Here is an 18205-nt window from a genome sequence, read left to right on the forward strand (position 1 = left end):
GGGTTTTTCTATTGTCGTTTGGAATGGGAAGCCGGATTATCCAGCGACACCAAGACCGGCCTGCTTTTGGCCCAGCGCATTGAAGACCGTGGAAACGATACCTGCGCGATCAAGCCCTGCATTGGCATACATGATTTCGGGCTTGGCCTGCTCGACCCACTGGTCCGGCAAGGTCAACGTGCGAACCTTCAAACCCGTGTCGAGGAGACCGGCACTGGCCATGAAGTGCAGGACATGCGCACCAAAGCCGCCCGCCGAGCCCTCTTCAATGGTGATAAGCACTTCGTGATGGCTGGCGAGCTGACGAATGAGATCGAGGTCCAACGGCTTTGCAAAGCGCGCATCGGCAACGGTGGTGGAAAGGCCCGCCGCATCGAGATCCTCTGCCGCAGTCAGGCATTCTGCAAGACGCGTGCCGAAGGAAAGCAGCGCGATCTTCGTGCCCTCCTTGATGACGCGACCCTTGCCGATTTCGAGAATTTCGCCACGAGCAGGCATTTCGATGCCGACGCCTTCGCCGCGCGGATAGCGGAAAGAGATCGGACCCTCGTCATAGGCTGCAGCCGTACGCACCATGTGTTTCAGCTCTGCTTCGTCCGACGCCGCCATAACCACCATGCCAGGCAGGGTAGCGAGGAAAGTGGTGTCGAAGGAGCCCGAGTGGGTGGGGCCGTCAGCTCCGACAAACCCGGCGCGATCTATCGGAAAGCGCACCGGAAGGCTCTGAATGGCCACATCATGCACCAACTGGTCGTAACCACGTTGCAGGAAGGTGGAGTAGAGAGCACAAAACGGCTTGTAGCCATCGGCAGCAAGGCCCGCCGCGAAGGTGACAGCATGCTGTTCGGCAATGCCCACATCGAAGCTGCGTTTCGGGAACAGTTCGGCCAGTTTATCCAGACCCGTCCCATTGGGCATGGCAGCGCTGACGCCGACGATCTTGTCATCCAGCGTGGCTTCCTGAATAAGCGCTTCCGCAAACACGCTGGTATAGCTGGGTGCATTCGGCTTGGCCTTGGCCTGCGCACCGGTGATCACATCGAATTTGTTGACGCCGTGATACTTGTCGGCAGCGGCTTCGGCAGGTGCATAACCCTTGCCCTTTTGCGTCACCACATGAATGAGCACGGGGCCTTTCTGGTTGTCACGTACATTGCGCAGAACGGGCAAAAGGTGCTCGAAGGAGTGACCGTCGATAGGGCCGATGTGGTAGAAGCCGAGTTCTTCGAACAGGGTGCCACCGGTGACGTAGCCCCGCGCATGGGTCACGGCACGCGTAATCGCCCGGTCGATGGTCTTGCCAAGATAGGCGGTCAGCTTTTTGCCAAAATCGCGAAAGCCCATATAGGTGCGCCCGGAGGCGAGACGCGCGAGATAGGCGCTCATCGCACCTGTCGGCGGCGCAATCGACATGTCGTTGTCATTGAGAATGACGATGAGGCGGGCATCCAGCGCACCGGCATTGTTCAGTGCCTCGAACGCCATACCTGCTGACATGGAGCCATCGCCGATGACGGAAATGACCTTGCGGTTGCTTCCATCCAGTTCGGCAGCCACTGCCATGCCGAGCCCGGCAGAGATGGAGGTGGAGGAATGGCCTGCGCCGAAATCGTCATATTCGCTTTCCGCGCGGCGGGTGAAGCCGGAGAGACCACCCTCCTGCCGCAAGGTGCGGATGCGGTCACGGCGACCTGTCAGGATCTTGTGTGGATAACATTGATGGCCCACATCGAAAATCAGCCGGTCGTCCGGTGTGTTGAACACCTTGTGGATGGCAATGGTCAGTTCTACCACGCCCAGACCTGCACCCAGATGTCCGCCGGTCGTTGAGACAGCATCGATCATCTCGTCGCGCAATTCTCTGGCCAATTGCGGCAGATCGCGATCTTCGATCGACTTGAGATCGGATGGGAATTTCACCCGGTCAAGCAATGGTGTCTCTGGCATTCCGGTCAATCGTTCGGCCTTCGTATTTATCGGTTCAAACTGCTGCCACCAGATGGTGTGCAATGCAGGCTTGGGCAAGATTTAATTCGTTTTAACGAATTTCAACCCTGCGGCAAAGGGACAAACTCTTCCTCATCCCCCGGTACGATGTCGAAGCGCCCGGTTCTCCACTCTTCCTTGGCTTTTTCTATGCGTTCTTTTGATGACGATACGAAATTCCACCAGATATAACGCTTGGAATTCATGGCCGCGCCGCCGAAGATCATGATATGGCAGCCTGCGATGCCGCCCTTCAACGTAATATCGTCGCCTGCTCGAAACACGATCAATTGATCGGCTGCAAAAACGTCACCCGCCACCTCCAGGCACCCAGAGAGAATGTAAATTGCGCGCTCTTCATGATCTGCGGCAAAGGGAAACTTGATACCCGCGCCCAGCGTCAGATCGACATAGAGCGTATCCGTGAGCGTCTTGACCGGCGAAGACGCCCCCGCAAACGAGCCAATGACGACACGGCCCGATGCACCTTTGATATCGATAGCAGGCATGGCGTCCCGTCCGGTGTGGGAAAAATCCGGCTCGATTTCTTCTCTGTCGTCCGGGAGGGCAAGCCATGTTTGCAAGCCGGACATGGATTGCGGATGACCACGCAGATTTTCCGGTGTCCGTTCCGAATGCACGATGCCACGCCCGGCCGTCATGAGGTTGATGTCGCCAGGACGAATGGTGAGTTCGGTCCCGAGACTATCGCGATGCTTGATCTCGCCATCGAAGAGGTAGGTCACGGTCGAAAGTCCGATATGTGGATGCGGCTTCACATCCAGCGCTTCACCGGCCTTTAAAATAGCCGGTCCCATACGATCGAAAAAGATGAACGGACCGACCAGTCGCCGGTCGCGTGTCGGCAAGGCGCGTCGCACGGCAAATCCGCCGATATCGCTGGAGCGTGGAATGATCAGGTTCTCGATAGCATCGCAGGCGAAGGCATCGCCCGCAACAGGGTCTCTTCCCGGAAAAAACGACATCGTCATCTCCTGCGACAAGCCGGTAGGTTACCACGGTCCGCAGTATTCGTGAGCGAGCAATAATCAGCGGTATCTTCTAGTGCTGGGCGGACGGGCTAAACGCAGATTTTAATCCTATTCGCCGTCTAGGGGCTCCACGCCCTGTGGCTTTCCGGCGCGATCCAGGCGGATTTTCTCGATACGCTTTTCAGCGGCGGTCAGCAGGGTTTCGCAATGTTTCTTCAGGGCTTCGCCACGTTCGTAAATGGCGATGGACTCGTCCAGTGCCACATCGCCGCGTTCCAGACGGGCGACAATGCTTTCCAGCTCGGCGACAGCCTTTTCGAAAGAATAACCGCTGACATCGGCTGTGTTGGCATTTTCCGTCATGTTCAACCCTTCATCATTCTCAAAATATGCATGGCTGCCGATTCCGCCAGCCCTTCCAGATCATAACCACCTTCAAGCAGGCTGACGACCCGGTTGGCGGCAAATTTGTCGGCCATCTCCAGAATTCGCCCCGTCGCCCAGTCGAAATCCTCACCCACGAGATTGATCTGCGCCAGCGGATCGCGGTGATGCGCATCGAAACCCGCCGAGATGATGATGAGATCGGGGGAGAAATCGGCAAGCGCCGGTAGAACGCGGGATTTGAATGCTTCCCGGAAATGGTCGCTGCCGGTATTGGGCGAAAGCGGTGCGTTGACCACGTTGTTCTTGATGCCTGTCTCGCGTTTGTCACCGCTCCAAGGATAGAGCGGCATCTGGTGTGTGGAACAGAAGAGAACCGACGTGTCGTTCCAGAAAATATCCTGCGTGCCATTGCCGTGGTGGACATCCCAGTCGACGATGGCGACACGTTCCGCGCCGTAGGTCTTCTGCGCATGGCGCGCTGCAATGGCGGCATTGTTGAACAGGCAAAAGCCCATGGCTTTTTCCGTCTCGGCATGGTGGCCGGGTGGCCGGCTGGCAACGAAGACGTTATCGGCTGCGCCGCTAAACACATCGTCCACCGCCGCCATCGCAGCGCCGATGCCGGTCAGCGCCGCCTGAAGGCTTTTGGGCGAAGCGTAGGTATCGGCCTCGATGCGATTGATCTCGCCGTCCTCTTCCGGGATTTGTCGCATGACCGAGATGAGATGGCTTTCCGGGTGCGCCAGAAGCACGGCATCCTCATTTGCCTGTGGCGCTTCCTTCCGGTCCAACCGCTCGAAATTCGGATGCTCCAGCGCAATATTGAGCGAACGCAGCCGGTCAGGGCGCTCAGGGTGGCCCGCAGGCGTTATGTGTTCCAGGAATATCGGGTGCTCGTAAAGCCGTGTGGCCATGGCGGTAACTCCTGAACGTTTGGGTGCGGAATTAGGCGCGCTGCGGCAGTAGGGGGTACCCGGCCATGACGGCACGACCAGCCAGCGCAGCGAGGACGGCCTTGACGACATCACCTGGAATGAACGCCATGGAGCCGATGAAAGCCTTGGTAAAGCCGATACCTGCTGCAAAACCGAGATAGGTGATGCCGAAAGCGTAAAGAACGATCACGCCACCGGCGACACTGGCCAGAAAGAATCCGACGCCCTGTGCGAGGCCCGATTGATCACGGTTCACCAAACGCTCTGACAGATATCCTGTCGTGAAGGCAGCAGCGATCCAGCCGATCAGGAAGCCGGTGGTGGGCGTGTAGAAAATGGAAAGACCACCACGACCGCCTGACAGCACCGGCAGGCCGATGGCGGCGATGAGAATGGTGAGCAGCACCGCAAATGCCCCCCGTTTCGCGCCCAGCACCACACCGGCCAGCATGACGCCGAGCGATTGCGCGGTGATGGGAACGGGAATGAAACCAAGCGGGATGGGCGGCAGCAGGCCAAGCGCGATGATGATGGCCGAAAACAGCGAAATCAGAACAAGGTCACGCGTCTTCATGGAACTCTCCCTTTTATGTCGTTCGAGGTTTGGCCTCTGAAACCGCGCGCGTCAATGGCATCCGCGATGGCATCGGCGTCCTTCAACGTCATAATGATGAGCGGGACCAGAATCGTATGCAGCCTGACCTTCATTCCGCGCGCGAGATGGGCATCGCTCAGCGTCTCGTAACGATTGATGACCTCCGGCACAAAACGCACGACGAGCCCAACCGCCAAACCCACATCGGCAGCATTGGCAAGGCCGATTTTTTCAAGCGGACGAAGGGCAAACGTGATCTCATCCATGAACTGCGAGATGCTCACGCTCGCGGTTATCGCCGTTGCCAGTAGCGTCAGCGCCGTCAACCGCAGGAGGGCGATCGCTGCATCCAGCGCCGACATGAACAGGAAACTGAACAGCGCGATCACGGCAATCGTCAGCAAAACGGGCCGCAACCGCGCCACGGTTTCCTGAAGCCCCAAATGCGCCTGCCACAGCATGACCCCCGCCAGTAGAACGGCAGCGGAGAGGATAACCGGATCGCGCGTCAGAAACAGGCCAATGCTGAAGAGCGCAAGGCCCGTGAGCTTGATGCGTGACGAGAGCCGGTAAAGCCAACCGGTTCCTTCGACATGGAGACTTTTCATGTGAGCGCCAGCTTCCGGTAAAGCTGAATGGCGTCGGCGGGAGAGGTATCGGCGTGCAGCCTGTTTTGATGAAACAGAAGAACGCGGTCGAAACTCTCCAATAGCGGAAGGTCGTGCGTGATGACGATCAGACCTTGTTCCAGTCCCGCCATCGTCCGCTCAACCAGCGCGCGGTTCTTCAGATCAAGCTGGTTCGTCGGCTCGTCCATGATGAGGATTTTCGGACTGGTGATGGTCAACGCCGCCAAAGCGGAGAGCTGCAATTCTCCACCGGATAGTTCGTGTGCGCGGCGTTTGGCGAGATGCTGGATATCGAAACGCTGCAATATGGTATCGACCGCCTTATCGATGGCCGATCCGTTCAGTCCCTTGTTTTTCAATCCAAAAGCGATGTCGTCACGAATCATCGGCAGGATGATCTGGTTCTGCGGGTTCTGGAAGATGAAGCCAACGTCCTTCAAGACTTCGGATGCGTCCTTGACCGTATCCAGCCCGTTGACGATGACACGGCCGCTGGTCGGCTTCGTCAGCCCGTTGATCATCCGCGCAAAGGTCGTCTTGCCGGACCCATTGAGGCCGATCACGCCGATGCGCCTCTCGTTCAGCGCAAGCGTCAGCGGCTCCACCGCCGCTCTGCCCTCGAAGGCTACGCCTGCTTCGTCAAAACGAATATCCAACTGGTGGTCCCCGAAATATGTCCCAGTTTCTATAAACGGATGGGAGGGCAAACGAAACGAGGAACAAAAAAAGAACATTGATTTTTAAGTGACGTAACCATAGGCTTTTGCCATGGCGATCAAGATTTCGAACGAAGCAGCACGACGTATTTTTCTGGCGCGACAGGGGCTGTCCGCATCGCCCAGCCGCGCCATGGACAAGGACGATCTGCTGAAGCTCATCACCGACCTCGGCTTTGTGCAGCTCGACAGCATCGCCACCGTGGAGCGGGCGCATCACCAGATCATCCTTTCCCGCAATCAGACTTATAAGCGCCACCATCTGACGGAACTGCTGGAGAAAGACCGGTCGTTGTTCGAACACTGGACACACGACGCCTCGATCCTGCCGGTACAATTCTACCCGTACTGGAAACACCGCTTCCGCCGCCGTGAGCCGATTATTCAGGAACGCTGGCGTAACTGGCACGGGGAGGGTTTCGATTCGGCCTTTGAGGAAACCTATCGCCGCATCGCCGAAAACGGTGCCACCATGTCGCGTGATATGAAGGCGGAGGGGCATCAATCCGGTGGCTGGTGGAACTGGCATCCGTCGAAAACCGCACTGGAATATCTGTGGCACACCGGCAAGCTGGCCGTGGCGGGCCGCGTCAATTTCCAGAAGGTCTATGATCTCGCGGAACGGGTCATCCCAACTGAGCATCACGACCTTGAAGTGCCTCACCACGAATTCGTGGACTGGGCCTGCCGTGGAGCGCTGCGGCGCCTCGGTTTTGCCACGCCGGGCGAGCTTGCCGCCTTTTTCGATATCGTCACGCCGCAGGAAGCCAGGCAATGGGTGACAGATCATCGCGACGAACTCTGCGAGGTCTCACTCGCTTCCTCCGACGGGGCAAAGGAGCGCGTCTCCTATGCCTTCGAAGGATTTACCAGCGAGGTGGACGCCAACATCGAGCCTCCCAACCGCATCCGGGTGCTCAGCCCCTTCGATCCCCTGCTACGCAACCGCGCCCGCACTGAGCGTCTGTTCGGCTTCTACTACCGCATCGAGGTTTTCGTGCCGGAGCCGAAACGGGAATATGGCTACTACGTCTTTCCGCTTCTGGAAGCGGATCGCCTCATCGGCCGCATCGATATGAAGGCGGACCGCAAGGGTGGAACGCTGGATGTGAAGCGCCTTTGGCTTGAAAAGGGCGTGCGCGCAACGTCGGGACGTCTGGCAAAGCTGGATGCCGAGTTGAACCGTCTCGCCAAGTTCACGGGTGTGGAAACCGTTCGGTATCTGGATGGCTGGCTGGGGTAGAGCAATCTGCAGCGTATGACCTGATCTCGTCTACCCCGGCTCAAGGCCGGGGTGACGTAGATGCGCGGCAAATCATCCGATATCGGTCGAGCTGATCTTGATGCCAAAACCTTCGAGGCCGACATAGTGGCGCTCGCGGGAGGTCAGAAGCTTGATGGAACTGATGCCGAGTTCTTTCAGGATTTGTGCACCAAGGCCGATTTCTAGCCATTCGTCATCGCGCGACCGGGCCTGCACATGGGCTTCATCAGGATCGCGGGATTTGCGGCGTCCCGCGACCTGTCCGACCCCGACCGAACCTTCACGCAAATAGATGATGACGCCGCGGCCTTCGGCTGCGATCTTTTCCATGTAGTGTTGAACCGGCTGCTTCTTGCCGAAGATGTCGTCGGCCACGTTTTCGGGGTGCAGACGCACAGGAATATCGACGCCATCGCGAATATCGCCAAAAATGACAGCCATATGCTCCATCGGATCCCACGGCAGGGAGTAGGTCTGCGCCTTTGCAGGGCCAAACGGCGTATCGAGCGTGAACTCGCTTTCCTTTTCGACCAGCGTTTCCTTGCGCTGGCGATAGGCGATGAGATCGGCAACCGAAACCTGCTTCATACCATGGGTGTCGGCAAAGGCGGAAACCTGCGGGCCGCGCATGACGGTGCCGTCGTCATTGACGAGTTCGCTGATCACACCGATCAGTGGCAGGCCGGCCAGCTTGCACAGATCGACAGCTGCTTCCGTATGGCCGGAGCGCATCAAGACCCCGCCTTCTCGCGAAATCAGCGGGAAGATGTGGCCAGGGCGGGTAAAATCGGCCGCACCCGCATTGGGGTTTGCCAGGTTGCGAACCGTCACATTGCGGTCGCTGGCAGAAATACCCGTCGTGGTGCCGTGCTTGAAGTCCACCGAAACCGTAAAGGCAGTCGTATGCGCGCTATCGTTCTCGGCGACCATGGCGTTGAGGTTGAGGCGTTTTGCCTCTTCCCGCGGCATGGGCGCACAGACGATGCCGGAGGTATGGCGCACGATGAAGGCCATTTTTTCCGGCGTGCAATGCACGGCGGCAACAATCAGGTCGCCTTCGTTTTCGCGGTCGTCATCATCCATGACCACGACGATTTCGCCAGCCTCGAAGGCTCGGATAGCTTCAACAACACGCTTCTGATCATATGCCATGCTAAATTCCTACTTCAAACGCCCGGTCTGGCCGCGGTCTCTGAGATAATGATCGGCAACCGTGCAGGCTACCATCGCTTCACCGATCGGCACGGCGCGGATGCCCACACATGGGTCATGACGACCCTTTGTGCGCACGTCGACATTGTTGCCATCGGCATCGATGGACTGCCGTTCGGTCAAAATGGAAGAGGTCGGCTTGATCGCAAAGCGTGCGACGATGGGCTGGCCCGTCGCGATGCCGCCCAGAATGCCGCCAGCATGGTTGGACAGGAAAAGCGGCTTGCCGTCATTGCCCATCCGCATTTCATCGGCATTTTCCTCGCCTGTCAGTTCGGCAGAGGCGAACCCTTCGCCAATCTCCACGCCTTTAACGGCATTGATGGACATCAGATTGGAGGCAATATCCTGATCGAGTTTCGCGTAGATCGGTGCGCCGATACCGGCAGGCACGCCTTCTGCCACCACTTCGATGACGGCGCCGATAGAGGAGCCTGCCTTGCGAATGCCATCCAGATACTCTTCCCACACAGGCACCATCTCCGCATCGGGGCAGAAGAAAGGGTTCTGATCGACCTGGTTCCAATTCCAGTTGGCGCGGTTGATCTTGTGCTTGCCGATCTGCACCAGCGCACCCCGAACGTTAAGGCTCGGCACCACCTTGCGGGCCAGCGCACCGGCTGCAACACGTGCGGCCGTTTCACGCGCAGACGAGCGCCCGCCGCCGCGATAGTCGCGAATGCCGTATTTCAGATCGTAGGTGAAGTCGGCGTGGCCGGGACGGAAGCTCTTGGCGATCTCGCCGTAGTCCTTGGAACGCTGGTCGGTGTTCTCGATCATCATGGATACCGGCGTGCCGGTGGTGATCATCGTCTCACCGTCTGCATCCATCATGACGCCGGAGAGCACCTTGACGATATCGTCTTCACGCCGCTGGGTGACAAAGCGGTTCTGGCCGGGCTTGCGCTTGTCCATCCATGTCTGGACTTCCGAGAGCGTAAAGCGAATGCCAGGAGGGCAACCATCGATAACGCAGCCAAGCGCCGGGCCGTGGCTCTCGCCCCAGGTGGACACACGAAAGAGAGTACCGAATGTATTATGTGACATAGGACCAGACCGAACCAGCAGCATTCCATACACGGAATACGTTTTTTAAAAAGAAGCGGGTTTGTCATAGTGTAAAAGATGGCAAGGACGAAAGCCTTTATTTCTCCAATTCGGTTCGCATCGAAGCGCGCAAGGTGTGTTCCTCAGGAAACCTGGCGCCACTCCTGTGCGCTGGCGAATGCCGAGAAATCCTGTGGCGCGAGTGGCTGGGCAAAGGCGTAGCCTTGCAAAATGTCACAGCCCAATTGCTTCAGCAAAACCGCGTGCTCCTGTGTTTCGACACCTTCGGCCACCGTCTCGACGCCCAGCGAATGGGCGATGTCGATGATCGAGCTCACGAGAGACCGCTCCTGTGGCGAGGTGAGAATGGGCATGACGAGTTGCCGGTCTATCTTCAGTCGCTTGGGCTTCAGGCGCAAAAGGCTGATGATGGATGTGTGGCCGGTGCCGAAATCGTCGATTTCAATCTCGATACCCAACGCCTTGATACGGTCGATATTACCGGTGGCGACATCCTCGTGCTCGTCAAGGAAGATCGCCTCCACCAGTTCGAAGGTGATTTCGCCTGGCTCGATCGGGAGGGTGCTGAGACTTTCGATCAGTTGATCGTCATGCAGGCGTCGTACAGACACGTTGACGGAGACCCTCGGCACGTCCAAGCCTTTCAGGCGCCAAATCTCTTTGTCATGGAGTGTTTGCTGCAAGACAATGTGGTCGATCTTGGAAACGACATTCAATTCCTCTGCGATCTTCAGGAATTTGTCGGGCGTCAAGATGCCTCTGATCGGATGCCGCCAGCGCACGAGGGCCTCAACGCCGGTCATGTCTAGCGACTTCGCGCAGAACTGCGGCTGATACCAGGCTTCAAACTCGCCGTTTTCCAGACCGGCCAGAATCTCGTCTGCGATTTTCTTGTGGTTGATGATTTCTTCTTGGAGGTTTTGGGTGAAGAACTCGTAGCGGTTTCGGCCCGTGGCCTTGGCGCGGTAGAGCGCGAGATCGGCATTGATGAGGGTTGCCCGCGCATTCGTCGTTTTTCCGTCTCCAAAAGCGATACCGATGGATACGCCGTAGCGACAGGTGAAACCATTGAACTCGAAGGGCTGGCTGAAAGCGGCGATAATCTTCGTCGCGATGGAGGTGATGTGATCCGTGTCGCCTAGGTTCTGGATGAGAATGACGAATTCGTCGCCGCCGATGCGCGCCACCGTATCGTTTTCTGGTACGATGCTCTTCAGAATGCTGGCGGCATGGGCCAGCACGGCATCGCCTGCGGCATGACCCAGCGTGTCGTTGATCTGCTTGAAGCGGTCGAGATCCAGATGCAGAATTGCGTAGGGCTTGGGTTCGTCATTCGTCTGCAAAGACAAGGCATCCAGATCCTGATCGAACTTGCGACGGTTTGCGAGGCCGGTGAGCGGATCGTGAAGCGCGTTATGCTCGATGCGTGTCTTTGTCTGCTCCAACTCGGCATTTTTCGCTTCCGCATCGTTTTTCGCAGACTGAAGCTGATCGGAAATCAGCACGTCCGCTGTCACGTCGAAAGCGATACCGACGATTTTCTTGCGACCATCGCGGTGAACGTGGAGGCGACCAACTGCCTTCACATAGCGCAGGCTTCCATCCGGCAGGACGACCCGATGAACGACGGCGCGGTAGGGGTCGGCTTCACTGATCAGGTTGTCGTCGAAAAGGCCTTCACGCTCTTCCAGGGCTAGGCAATTGATGAAATCCTGCTGTGTCACGCGACGTTCCGGCTGCGGAGGTAAGCCATACAGCTCGCACATGCGCTCGTTCCAGATCGCCAGAGAATAGTCGTGGGTAGCCTCCCATATCCCGCAATTGTAGGATTCGAGCGCAAGGGTCAAACGCCCCGACAATTCTTCCAGTTCGTGCTCGCGGTTGGATAGTTCCTGTAGGGCTAGCTCCAGTTCAGCATTCTTGATGTCGCTGGTATCTCGCGATTCGCGCAGTTTCAGCGCCATCACCATGTCTGCGGTCACGTCCCAGATGATACCGGTGGTCTGGTGCGATCCGTCGGGTTTGATGTAGCTGGAACCAGCCGATCGCAGATATCGCACCGTACCGTCAGCCACGGGAATTCTGTAGACCTCGGAAGAGGTTTGCTGTCCTTTGGAACATGTGAAGAAGAACCGCGCAGCCTTGGACCGGTCTTCAACCACCAGTGCGGTCAGCCATTCCGTTAGTAACACACGTTTTTCCACCATGTGAAAACCGTGCAGACTTGCGGCGCGCTCATCGAGATAGCAACTGGACGTGTCGTTTTCGATTTCCCAGATTCCGATATTGGACGAATCCATCGCCAGTTTGAAACGTTGGGAAAGCTCCACCAGTTTTGCCTCACGAAGACGCAGCGTCTTGATGTTGCGGTTGCGTTCCGACAGCAGCAATGTGGCGACGATGATGGGCAGCAGCATGGATGCAACGGCGATGACAAGCGTGGCGTGCAAGGATTGACCGGTCTTCGGTGCCGCTCCCCATCCCGACGCAGGTGTTGCACGTATCTCCCAATGGGTCCCATCCAGATCAACAGCCTTGACGAAAGGGTCTTCGCCCACCGGGCCAACATCGCCCGCCACCGTGGTATTGGTCAGCTTGTCTCGGATTTCGAATCGTATGTCGCCGGATGCACCGGATGCGTATCCGATGCCATCCAGCAGTCTGCGCCAATCGATGAGGCCGGGGACTGCACCCGATACCTGCCCGCCCGAATTGACGGGAACGATCAACAACAACAGCGTGCCGTTGGGTCCCGCCTCGATGATCGGTTGCCAATCATTCTTCGTCTCGGACACAGCCTCAAGTCGGGCCAGTCGTTCGCTCAAGATGGCACTCAAGGCCTCTTGTGGGAGGCTGGTCGGTGATGGGGCGGGATAAAACTGTTGAAGCTTGAGATTGGGTGCAAAGCCGATACCCACGAAATGCGGGTTCTGCGCAAGGTGGTGACCAGCCATTGCACTGAAATCCTGCGGGGTGGCTGCCGGGTTTATGGTCGTGAAATGAGCCAGCGCCGTCAGCGTGGTAACGTCCTGACGAATGCGCATGACCAGCCTGTCATGCAAAAGGGCAACGGCACGCTTGAGATCGTTTGTCATCGCATTGCGGTGGGCGGTCTCTTCTCGGGTTTCGATGATGTGAAAGACACTGAGCGTGACGCCTGCGATGGCGACCGCCAGAAGGGCCGCAATTGCTCGCTTTTTGATAATTTGGTTGAGGCTGTCCCCAATATTGGCCCAAACACTCACCCGGTCTTATCCTTCGGTAATCTTCGAAATATCACTTCTATACAGCTTAAAACCGAATATAGTCTGAATCTGTAAATGGCAGCGTCGATTTAAATGATATCGAATGAACAGGGTAAACCTAACCGCAGCATGATCTTATATGCTGACAGGAAACCCGCCTAAAGCCTTGATCAAAGGTTAAAATTCATTCATCAATTGGATTTAAAATGTCATGTTTGCGGGCGAATTCCGCCACATTCGGGAGGCAAATCTTGGTGCAGATGAATTTCCTCAGCAGCTTCAAGAAAGCAATTGCGATGCGTTTGATGATTGCCGCACTTTTGGCCACGGCAGGTCTGTTTGCTCCGTTCAACGCATTCGCGCAAAGCGTTGACGTCGAATCGACCATCAGCAAAGTTGATGTGAAGGGACTGACAATCACCCTTGCGGACGGCAAAAGCTACAAGGTGCCGGAAGAGTTCAACTTCGACGGACTGCAGGCTGGTGTGAAGGTCGTGGTCTTCTACACTGAGGTCGATGGCAAGAGGGTAGTGGATGATCTCGAGGTCATCCAGTAACCACCGTTACGCTTGAGAGATTGTATCGACCCATTCGGCCTGTCGATGATCTGTTTCAATTCTCAAAATCTGGTCCTGCGGGATAGGTATATCCGCAGCTTCTTCCTTATCCATACTGGTGACGAGGCGGAAGATGGAGCGGATGACGCCGCCATGGCATACACACACGGTCTGGCGCTCGACCGATGATAGCCAGGCGCCAATCCGCCAGGATAGGATTTCGTAGCTTTCGGCATGATCGCCGGGTGGAATGAAGTCCCACTTCGCGGCCTTGCGCGCTTTCACCTTGTCAGGGTGGGCCAGCTTCAACTCCGGTATGGTATAGCCTTCCCAATCGCCAAACGAAACCTCTACAAGACGTGCGTCCGTGCGATAGGCATCAGGCTCCAGCCCCATGGCGCCGCGCAACAGTTCCATCGTTTCACGGGTGCGGCCAAGAGGGCTTGCGACATAGTCGAAATCATTGGCTGACGTGCCGAGGATCTCGGACAGGGCTTTGCCGTTAGCAACAGCTTGCGAGCGGCCGAAGTCATTGAGGGGAATATCTTTTTGGCCTTGAAGCCTGCGTATCGCATTCCAGTCTGTCTGTCCGTGGCGGATAACATAGACCAGCAAAGCGGCACTCCTGTCTGATATGATGCTTCACAAACGAATCGTTGATGACGCGTTTCGAATTTGATCGCATATGTCGCGCAAATATGCCTTACACATTCGCGCGACAGGTGACCCTTCAGTCCTTTACGACAGAGATGTCTGGTGCGTCCACCGCTTTCATGCCGATCGTGTGGTAACCGGAATCGACGTGGTGAATTTCACCTGTCACGCCCGTCGACAGATCCGACAGAAGATAGAGCGCAGATTTGCCGACCTCCTCGATGGATACGGTACGCTTGAGGGGAGCATTGTACTCGTTCCATTTGAGAATATAGCGGAAATCACCGATGCCGGAGGCAGCGAGCGTCTTGATCGGGCCAGCCGAAACAGCGTTCACGCGAATGCCACGGCCACCCAGATCGACCGCCAGATAGCGTACGCTGGCTTCAAGAGCAGCCTTTGCAACGCCCATGACGTTGTAGTTCGGCATTACCTTTTCCGCGCCGTAGTAGGTGAGCGTCAGCAGCGAGCCGCCATCGTTCATGACAGGGTCTGCGCGCTTGGCAACAGCGGCCAGCGAGTAGACAGAGATATCCATGGTACGATTGAAATTGTCGCGGCTGGTGTCGAGATAACGACCGGTAAGCTCGTCCTTGTCAGAAAATGCGATAGCGTGAACGACGAAATCGATCTTGCCCCAATGCGCTTCGATGTTTGCAAAAACCGTATCGATCGTGCTGAGATCGGTCACGTCGCAATGGCCTGCCATAAACGCGCCAAGTTCCTGCGCGAGGGGTTCGACACGCTTCTTCAGGGCGTCACCCTGCCAGGTGAATGCGAGTTCAGCACCTGCATCGGCACAGGCCTTTGCAATCCCCCAGGCGATCGAGCGATTGTTTGCGACGCCCATGATGAGGCCGCGCTTGCCAGCCATCAGGCCGGATGTCTGAGCCATTGGATGCTCCCTATACGTAAATCGAACCTGCCTATGGCATAGCCCGAACGCGGGTTCAAGCAGGCCCGAGATCATCTCATGTTAGGGAATGTAACAAAGGGTGGGTTGTGCACCCCTTTCATTGGAACGGGTCTGGAAAGGCCACGACCAAGCGCCCTGCGGGCGAATGGTGCTTCTAGCAATGTCCTTACCCATCAAATCCGGGAAATCACGATGGGTACGATTTAAAGGTACAGGCCCTCACGCATGTGGCGCATGAGGTCCATCACCTTGGCGTCGGGCGTATCCAGAAGGACGATGCGGACCTCGACCACGAAGTCGCCGTAACCGCCGGACGCATCACGCAGACCTTTGCCTTCTACCCGGATGGAGCGGTCAGAGCCGGACCATGGCGGGACATCCACCTTCAGCTCTCCGTGTGGGGATTGAACGGTCGCTTCGCAACCGAGAACCGCATCTGCCAAGGAAACCTGAAGCGTCGTGTGTATGTCGAAATTGTTGATCGTGTAAGGACCTTCGCGCGATGCGAGCAGGGTCACGACAAGGTCGCCTCTGTTCGTGTCGGGCAGTTTCAGGCCCTGGCCTTTCAACCGCACCACATAACCATCCGTCATGCCGGGCTCCAGCGGGAAGCGAACTTCCCGGTCCTCCGGCATGTTGATCGTGAGCCACTTCTGCTCGATCAGGTCGGTTACGGTAATGATGGCTTCCGCCGTGATATCGGGCGCTTTTTCCGCTGACGGAGCTGCGCCGCGGATACGGCGCATCAGGGCAGCAAAGAAGCTGGTTGCCTGCTCGGCGCGCGCGTCGTCTTTTTCCTTCTGGGTCTTGGTGCTGTCGTCGGCAGAGGCTTGGGCTGCTTCAGCGCCTGTCGACTGACCGGCGGCTGCGGCCTTGGCTTTGGCATCTGCTCCAAAAATCCGCTCCAGCATGTCCTCGGCCGTCTCGGGCTTGGCGCTCTCGTCGGTGGACTGTGCCTGCGCTTCGGCGTTTCGAGCCTGCGCCTTCGCGAGCTCTTCCATGAGTTTTTCGGCCGCTTTTGCTCGCTGTACGGCTTCTCGGGCGGCGGCGCGCTGCTGCATGATGGTTTGATCGCGTTTTTTGGTTTCGGCAGCGCGGCGTGACTGATCGTAGAGCCCACGTTTTTGGGGATCCTTCAACAGATCATAGGCCTGACCAATTTCCGCAAAGCGTGCGGTTGCATCGGGATCGTCACGGTTGTGATCCGGGTGAACGGCTTTGGCCTGCGACCGCCAGGCCGCCTTTATCTCATCCGATCCGGCATCCTTTTGAACGCCGAGAATAGAGTAGGGATCACGCATCCGCACCACCCGTCATGCTTGTGTGTTGAGGCGGTATTTTTTCGTCATGAAAAGCCTTCAACACGAATTACACCCGCCATGAACGTTCACGCAGTGTTTTGCGTTGCATCGCTCTTTTGAAATTGGGTTTCACTGTCGCAAGAAGTTGCTAATCAGACCTTTACGGGCCAGCAACCGGACATGCCGCGCTGCTGAAACAGCCAGATAAGGTAAACGCTTTATTTCTGGCTGAACCGGGTCATTAACCAGTCGCCCGTCTCGGAAAGACATGCTTGCCCGCTATAGCTGGCAACGCCCTCGAAGGAATGGCGGGTGGTATCGAAGTTGCGGCAGACGAAACCGGTGCTTCGGTCCTCGCGGATGGCAGTGACGACCCCGGCGCTGCCGGTTGCTGCGTTGGCCCAGGGAAGAGGCGCGTCCGAGACTTTGGCAAGATCGGCAGAGGTAACGGCATTGCGGATTGTCGCATCATCAGACACTGTCTGCGTTGTCTGCTGATGGGGTACGGAAGCGGTGGACAGGGATTTGTCGACCTTCTCTCCGCCAAACAGATCGAGGCTGACGCAACTGGTCAACATGACAAGCATGCAGACAGTCGCGGAAACATCCACGACTGAGGCTAAGAAGCTCTTTGTTCGACTGTTCGACTTTGCTATGACGATCACCATCTTAAGGCCAGAATCCATCTCTGGTGTGAAAATCAGCTCAGGAGCATTTTATTCAATATGTCGGAAAGTCAGTTAACATCCAGTGACTTTACTGAGGAAAATGAACCTTTTGCACTTTTCGCGAACTGGCTGCGAGATGCAACGGCCTCGGAAATCAATGATCCAAACGCCGTGGCGCTTGCCTCGGTGGACGAAGATGGCATGCCCAGCGTGCGTATGGTTTTGCTGAAACATGCCGATGAACGCGGCTTTGTTTTCTACACAAATTTCGAAAGCCGCAAGGGCATAGAGCTGCTGGGACAGCAAAAAGGTGCCATGTGCTTCCACTGGAAGAGCCTGCGCAGGCAGGTTCGTATCCGAGGCTCGGTCGAGGTCGTCAGCGATCGGGATGCGGACGAGTATTACGCATCGCGCGCCCGCGGCAGCCGCATCGGGGCGTGGGCGTCCAAGCAATCGCGCCCGCTTGAAAGCCGCTTTGCGCTCGAAAAAGCCGTTGCCACCTATACCGCAAAATACGCGATCGGCGAGATTCCACGCCCGCCCCACTGGTCGGGTTTCCGCATTCAGCCGCTGACCATCGAGTTCTGGCAGGACGGCAAGTTCCGCCTTCATGACCGCGTCGAATTCCGCCGCGATATGCCGGAAGGCGAATGGTCCAAGGTGCGGATGTATCCTTGACCGCTCACATGCGGTGCCTTTTACAGCCACCGCATGTTTCATCTCGACACGACGAACGGAATCATGTTGAGGTTCATTCGAACAAAGGATGAACATATGTTGTCCAAACTCATGCAGCAATTTGAGCAGGCCTCGCAGACATACGCAAAAGCCAATGGTATCGAGCGGGATCCGGACTGGTATCTTCTCAAGCTTCAGGAAGAAGTGGGAGAGGTGACCCAGGCGTGGAACAGGTTGAGTGGTCGCGGGCGCAGCAAAGGCAAGACGCAAGAGGAAATGCGTCGGGATCTTTCGGACGAGACCGCCGATTTGTTGGGACATGTGCTGTTGCTCGCCCATCACAGCGGGCTCGACCTTGACGCGTCGATTAAGCGCAAATGGCTATTCGATCCGAGCGTCTGA

General features: G+C 57.1%; 18 protein-coding genes. 4 read left to right on the plus strand and 14 right to left on the minus strand.

The genetic code is table 11. The features are described 5' to 3' along the window. Positions 1 to 36 precede the first annotated feature (36 nt). The 7 genes from dxs to RMR21_RS02885 form a co-directional block, all read right to left on the minus strand. The gene (dxs, locus tag RMR21_RS02855) at positions 37 to 1956 is read right to left on the minus strand and encodes a 1-deoxy-D-xylulose-5-phosphate synthase (RefSeq protein ID WP_498670225.1); all 1920 of its coding nucleotides are present in this window, start codon (positions 1954 to 1956) and stop codon (positions 37 to 39) included. A 92-nt stretch (positions 1957 to 2048) separates the two neighbouring features. Next, the gene (locus tag RMR21_RS02860; RefSeq protein ID WP_498669212.1) at positions 2049 to 2972 is read right to left on the minus strand and encodes a pirin family protein; all 924 of its coding nucleotides are present in this window, start codon (positions 2970 to 2972) and stop codon (positions 2049 to 2051) included. A gap of 114 nt (positions 2973 to 3086) precedes the next feature. Next, complete coding sequence (locus RMR21_RS02865) at positions 3087 to 3341, minus strand: exodeoxyribonuclease VII small subunit (protein ID WP_498669213.1); 255 nt, start codon at positions 3339 to 3341, stop codon at positions 3087 to 3089. A 2-nt stretch (positions 3342 to 3343) separates the two neighbouring features. Beyond that, on the minus strand, positions 3344 to 4279 hold the full coding sequence (locus RMR21_RS02870) for a histone deacetylase family protein (RefSeq protein ID WP_498669214.1): 936 nt from the start codon (positions 4277 to 4279) through the stop codon (positions 3344 to 3346). A 31-nt stretch (positions 4280 to 4310) separates the two neighbouring features. Beyond that, complete coding sequence (locus tag RMR21_RS02875; protein WP_498669215.1) at positions 4311 to 4874, minus strand: biotin transporter BioY; 564 nt, start codon at positions 4872 to 4874, stop codon at positions 4311 to 4313. Next, on the minus strand, positions 4871 to 5503 hold the full coding sequence (locus RMR21_RS02880; protein ID WP_498669216.1) for a CbiQ family ECF transporter T component: 633 nt from the start codon (positions 5501 to 5503) through the stop codon (positions 4871 to 4873). The genes RMR21_RS02875 and RMR21_RS02880 overlap by 4 nt, the downstream gene beginning before the upstream one ends. Then, positions 5500 to 6180 carry an energy-coupling factor ABC transporter ATP-binding protein gene (locus RMR21_RS02885; protein WP_498669217.1) on the minus strand — a complete coding sequence of 227 codons (681 nt, stop codon included), beginning with the start codon at positions 6178 to 6180 and terminating at the stop codon, positions 5500 to 5502. The genes RMR21_RS02880 and RMR21_RS02885 overlap by 4 nt, the downstream gene beginning before the upstream one ends. A gap of 112 nt (positions 6181 to 6292) precedes the next feature. Here RMR21_RS02885 and RMR21_RS02890 point away from each other — a divergent pair, with 112 nt between their 5' ends. Then, on the plus strand, positions 6293 to 7483 hold the full coding sequence (locus tag RMR21_RS02890; protein ID WP_498669218.1) for a winged helix-turn-helix domain-containing protein: 1191 nt from the start codon (positions 6293 to 6295) through the stop codon (positions 7481 to 7483). Between the two features lie 72 nt (positions 7484 to 7555). Here RMR21_RS02890 and ribB read toward each other — a convergent pair whose 3' ends face one another. The 3 genes from ribB to RMR21_RS02905 all read right to left on the minus strand — a co-directional run bounded on the left by ribB (position 7556) and on the right by RMR21_RS02905 (position 13029). Continuing rightward, positions 7556 to 8656, minus strand: a complete 1101-nt coding sequence (gene ribB / locus RMR21_RS02895) for a 3,4-dihydroxy-2-butanone-4-phosphate synthase (RefSeq protein WP_498669219.1) — start codon at positions 8654 to 8656, stop codon at positions 7556 to 7558. 9 nt (positions 8657 to 8665) lie between these two features. Then, positions 8666 to 9763 (minus strand): chorismate synthase, encoded by a 1098-nt coding sequence (gene aroC, locus RMR21_RS02900; protein ID WP_498669220.1) that lies wholly within the window; start codon positions 9761 to 9763, stop codon positions 8666 to 8668. 143 nt (positions 9764 to 9906) lie between these two features. Further along, complete coding sequence (locus tag RMR21_RS02905; RefSeq protein WP_498669221.1) at positions 9907 to 13029, minus strand: bifunctional diguanylate cyclase/phosphodiesterase; 3123 nt, start codon at positions 13027 to 13029, stop codon at positions 9907 to 9909. A 296-nt stretch (positions 13030 to 13325) separates the two neighbouring features. On the opposite strand from RMR21_RS02905, the gene RMR21_RS02910 reads away from it, so the two are divergent. Then, complete coding sequence (locus RMR21_RS02910; protein ID WP_174152315.1) at positions 13326 to 13586, plus strand: DUF1344 domain-containing protein; 261 nt, start codon at positions 13326 to 13328, stop codon at positions 13584 to 13586. A 6-nt stretch (positions 13587 to 13592) separates the two neighbouring features. Here RMR21_RS02910 and RMR21_RS02915 read toward each other — a convergent pair whose 3' ends face one another. The 4 genes from RMR21_RS02915 to RMR21_RS02930 all read right to left on the minus strand — a co-directional run bounded on the left by RMR21_RS02915 (position 13593) and on the right by RMR21_RS02930 (position 17035). Further along, complete coding sequence (locus RMR21_RS02915) at positions 13593 to 14201, minus strand: histidine phosphatase family protein (protein WP_498669222.1); 609 nt, start codon at positions 14199 to 14201, stop codon at positions 13593 to 13595. Between the two features lie 115 nt (positions 14202 to 14316). Beyond that, positions 14317 to 15135: an enoyl-ACP reductase FabI gene (gene fabI / locus RMR21_RS02920; protein WP_174152256.1), complete on the minus strand. Its 819-nt coding sequence runs from the start codon at positions 15133 to 15135 to the stop codon at positions 14317 to 14319. A gap of 224 nt (positions 15136 to 15359) precedes the next feature. Continuing rightward, positions 15360 to 16457, minus strand: a complete 1098-nt coding sequence (locus tag RMR21_RS02925; RefSeq protein WP_498669223.1) for a DnaJ domain-containing protein — start codon at positions 16455 to 16457, stop codon at positions 15360 to 15362. A gap of 218 nt (positions 16458 to 16675) precedes the next feature. Next, positions 16676 to 17035, minus strand: a complete 360-nt coding sequence (locus tag RMR21_RS02930; RefSeq protein WP_498669224.1) for an RT0821/Lpp0805 family surface protein — start codon at positions 17033 to 17035, stop codon at positions 16676 to 16678. Positions 17036 to 17182: 147 nt separating this feature from the next. Between RMR21_RS02930 and pdxH the strand changes: the two genes are divergently transcribed. After that, complete coding sequence (gene pdxH, locus RMR21_RS02935; RefSeq protein ID WP_498669225.1) at positions 17183 to 17803, plus strand: pyridoxamine 5'-phosphate oxidase; 621 nt, start codon at positions 17183 to 17185, stop codon at positions 17801 to 17803. 96 nt (positions 17804 to 17899) lie between these two features. After that, positions 17900 to 18205, plus strand: coding sequence for a pyrophosphohydrolase domain-containing protein (locus tag RMR21_RS02940; protein WP_498669226.1), 306 nt, complete (start codon positions 17900 to 17902; stop codon positions 18203 to 18205).

This window comes from Agrobacterium sp. rho-8.1 (assembly GCF_033957725.1).
Classification (GTDB): Bacteria; Pseudomonadota; Alphaproteobacteria; order Rhizobiales; family Rhizobiaceae; genus Agrobacterium.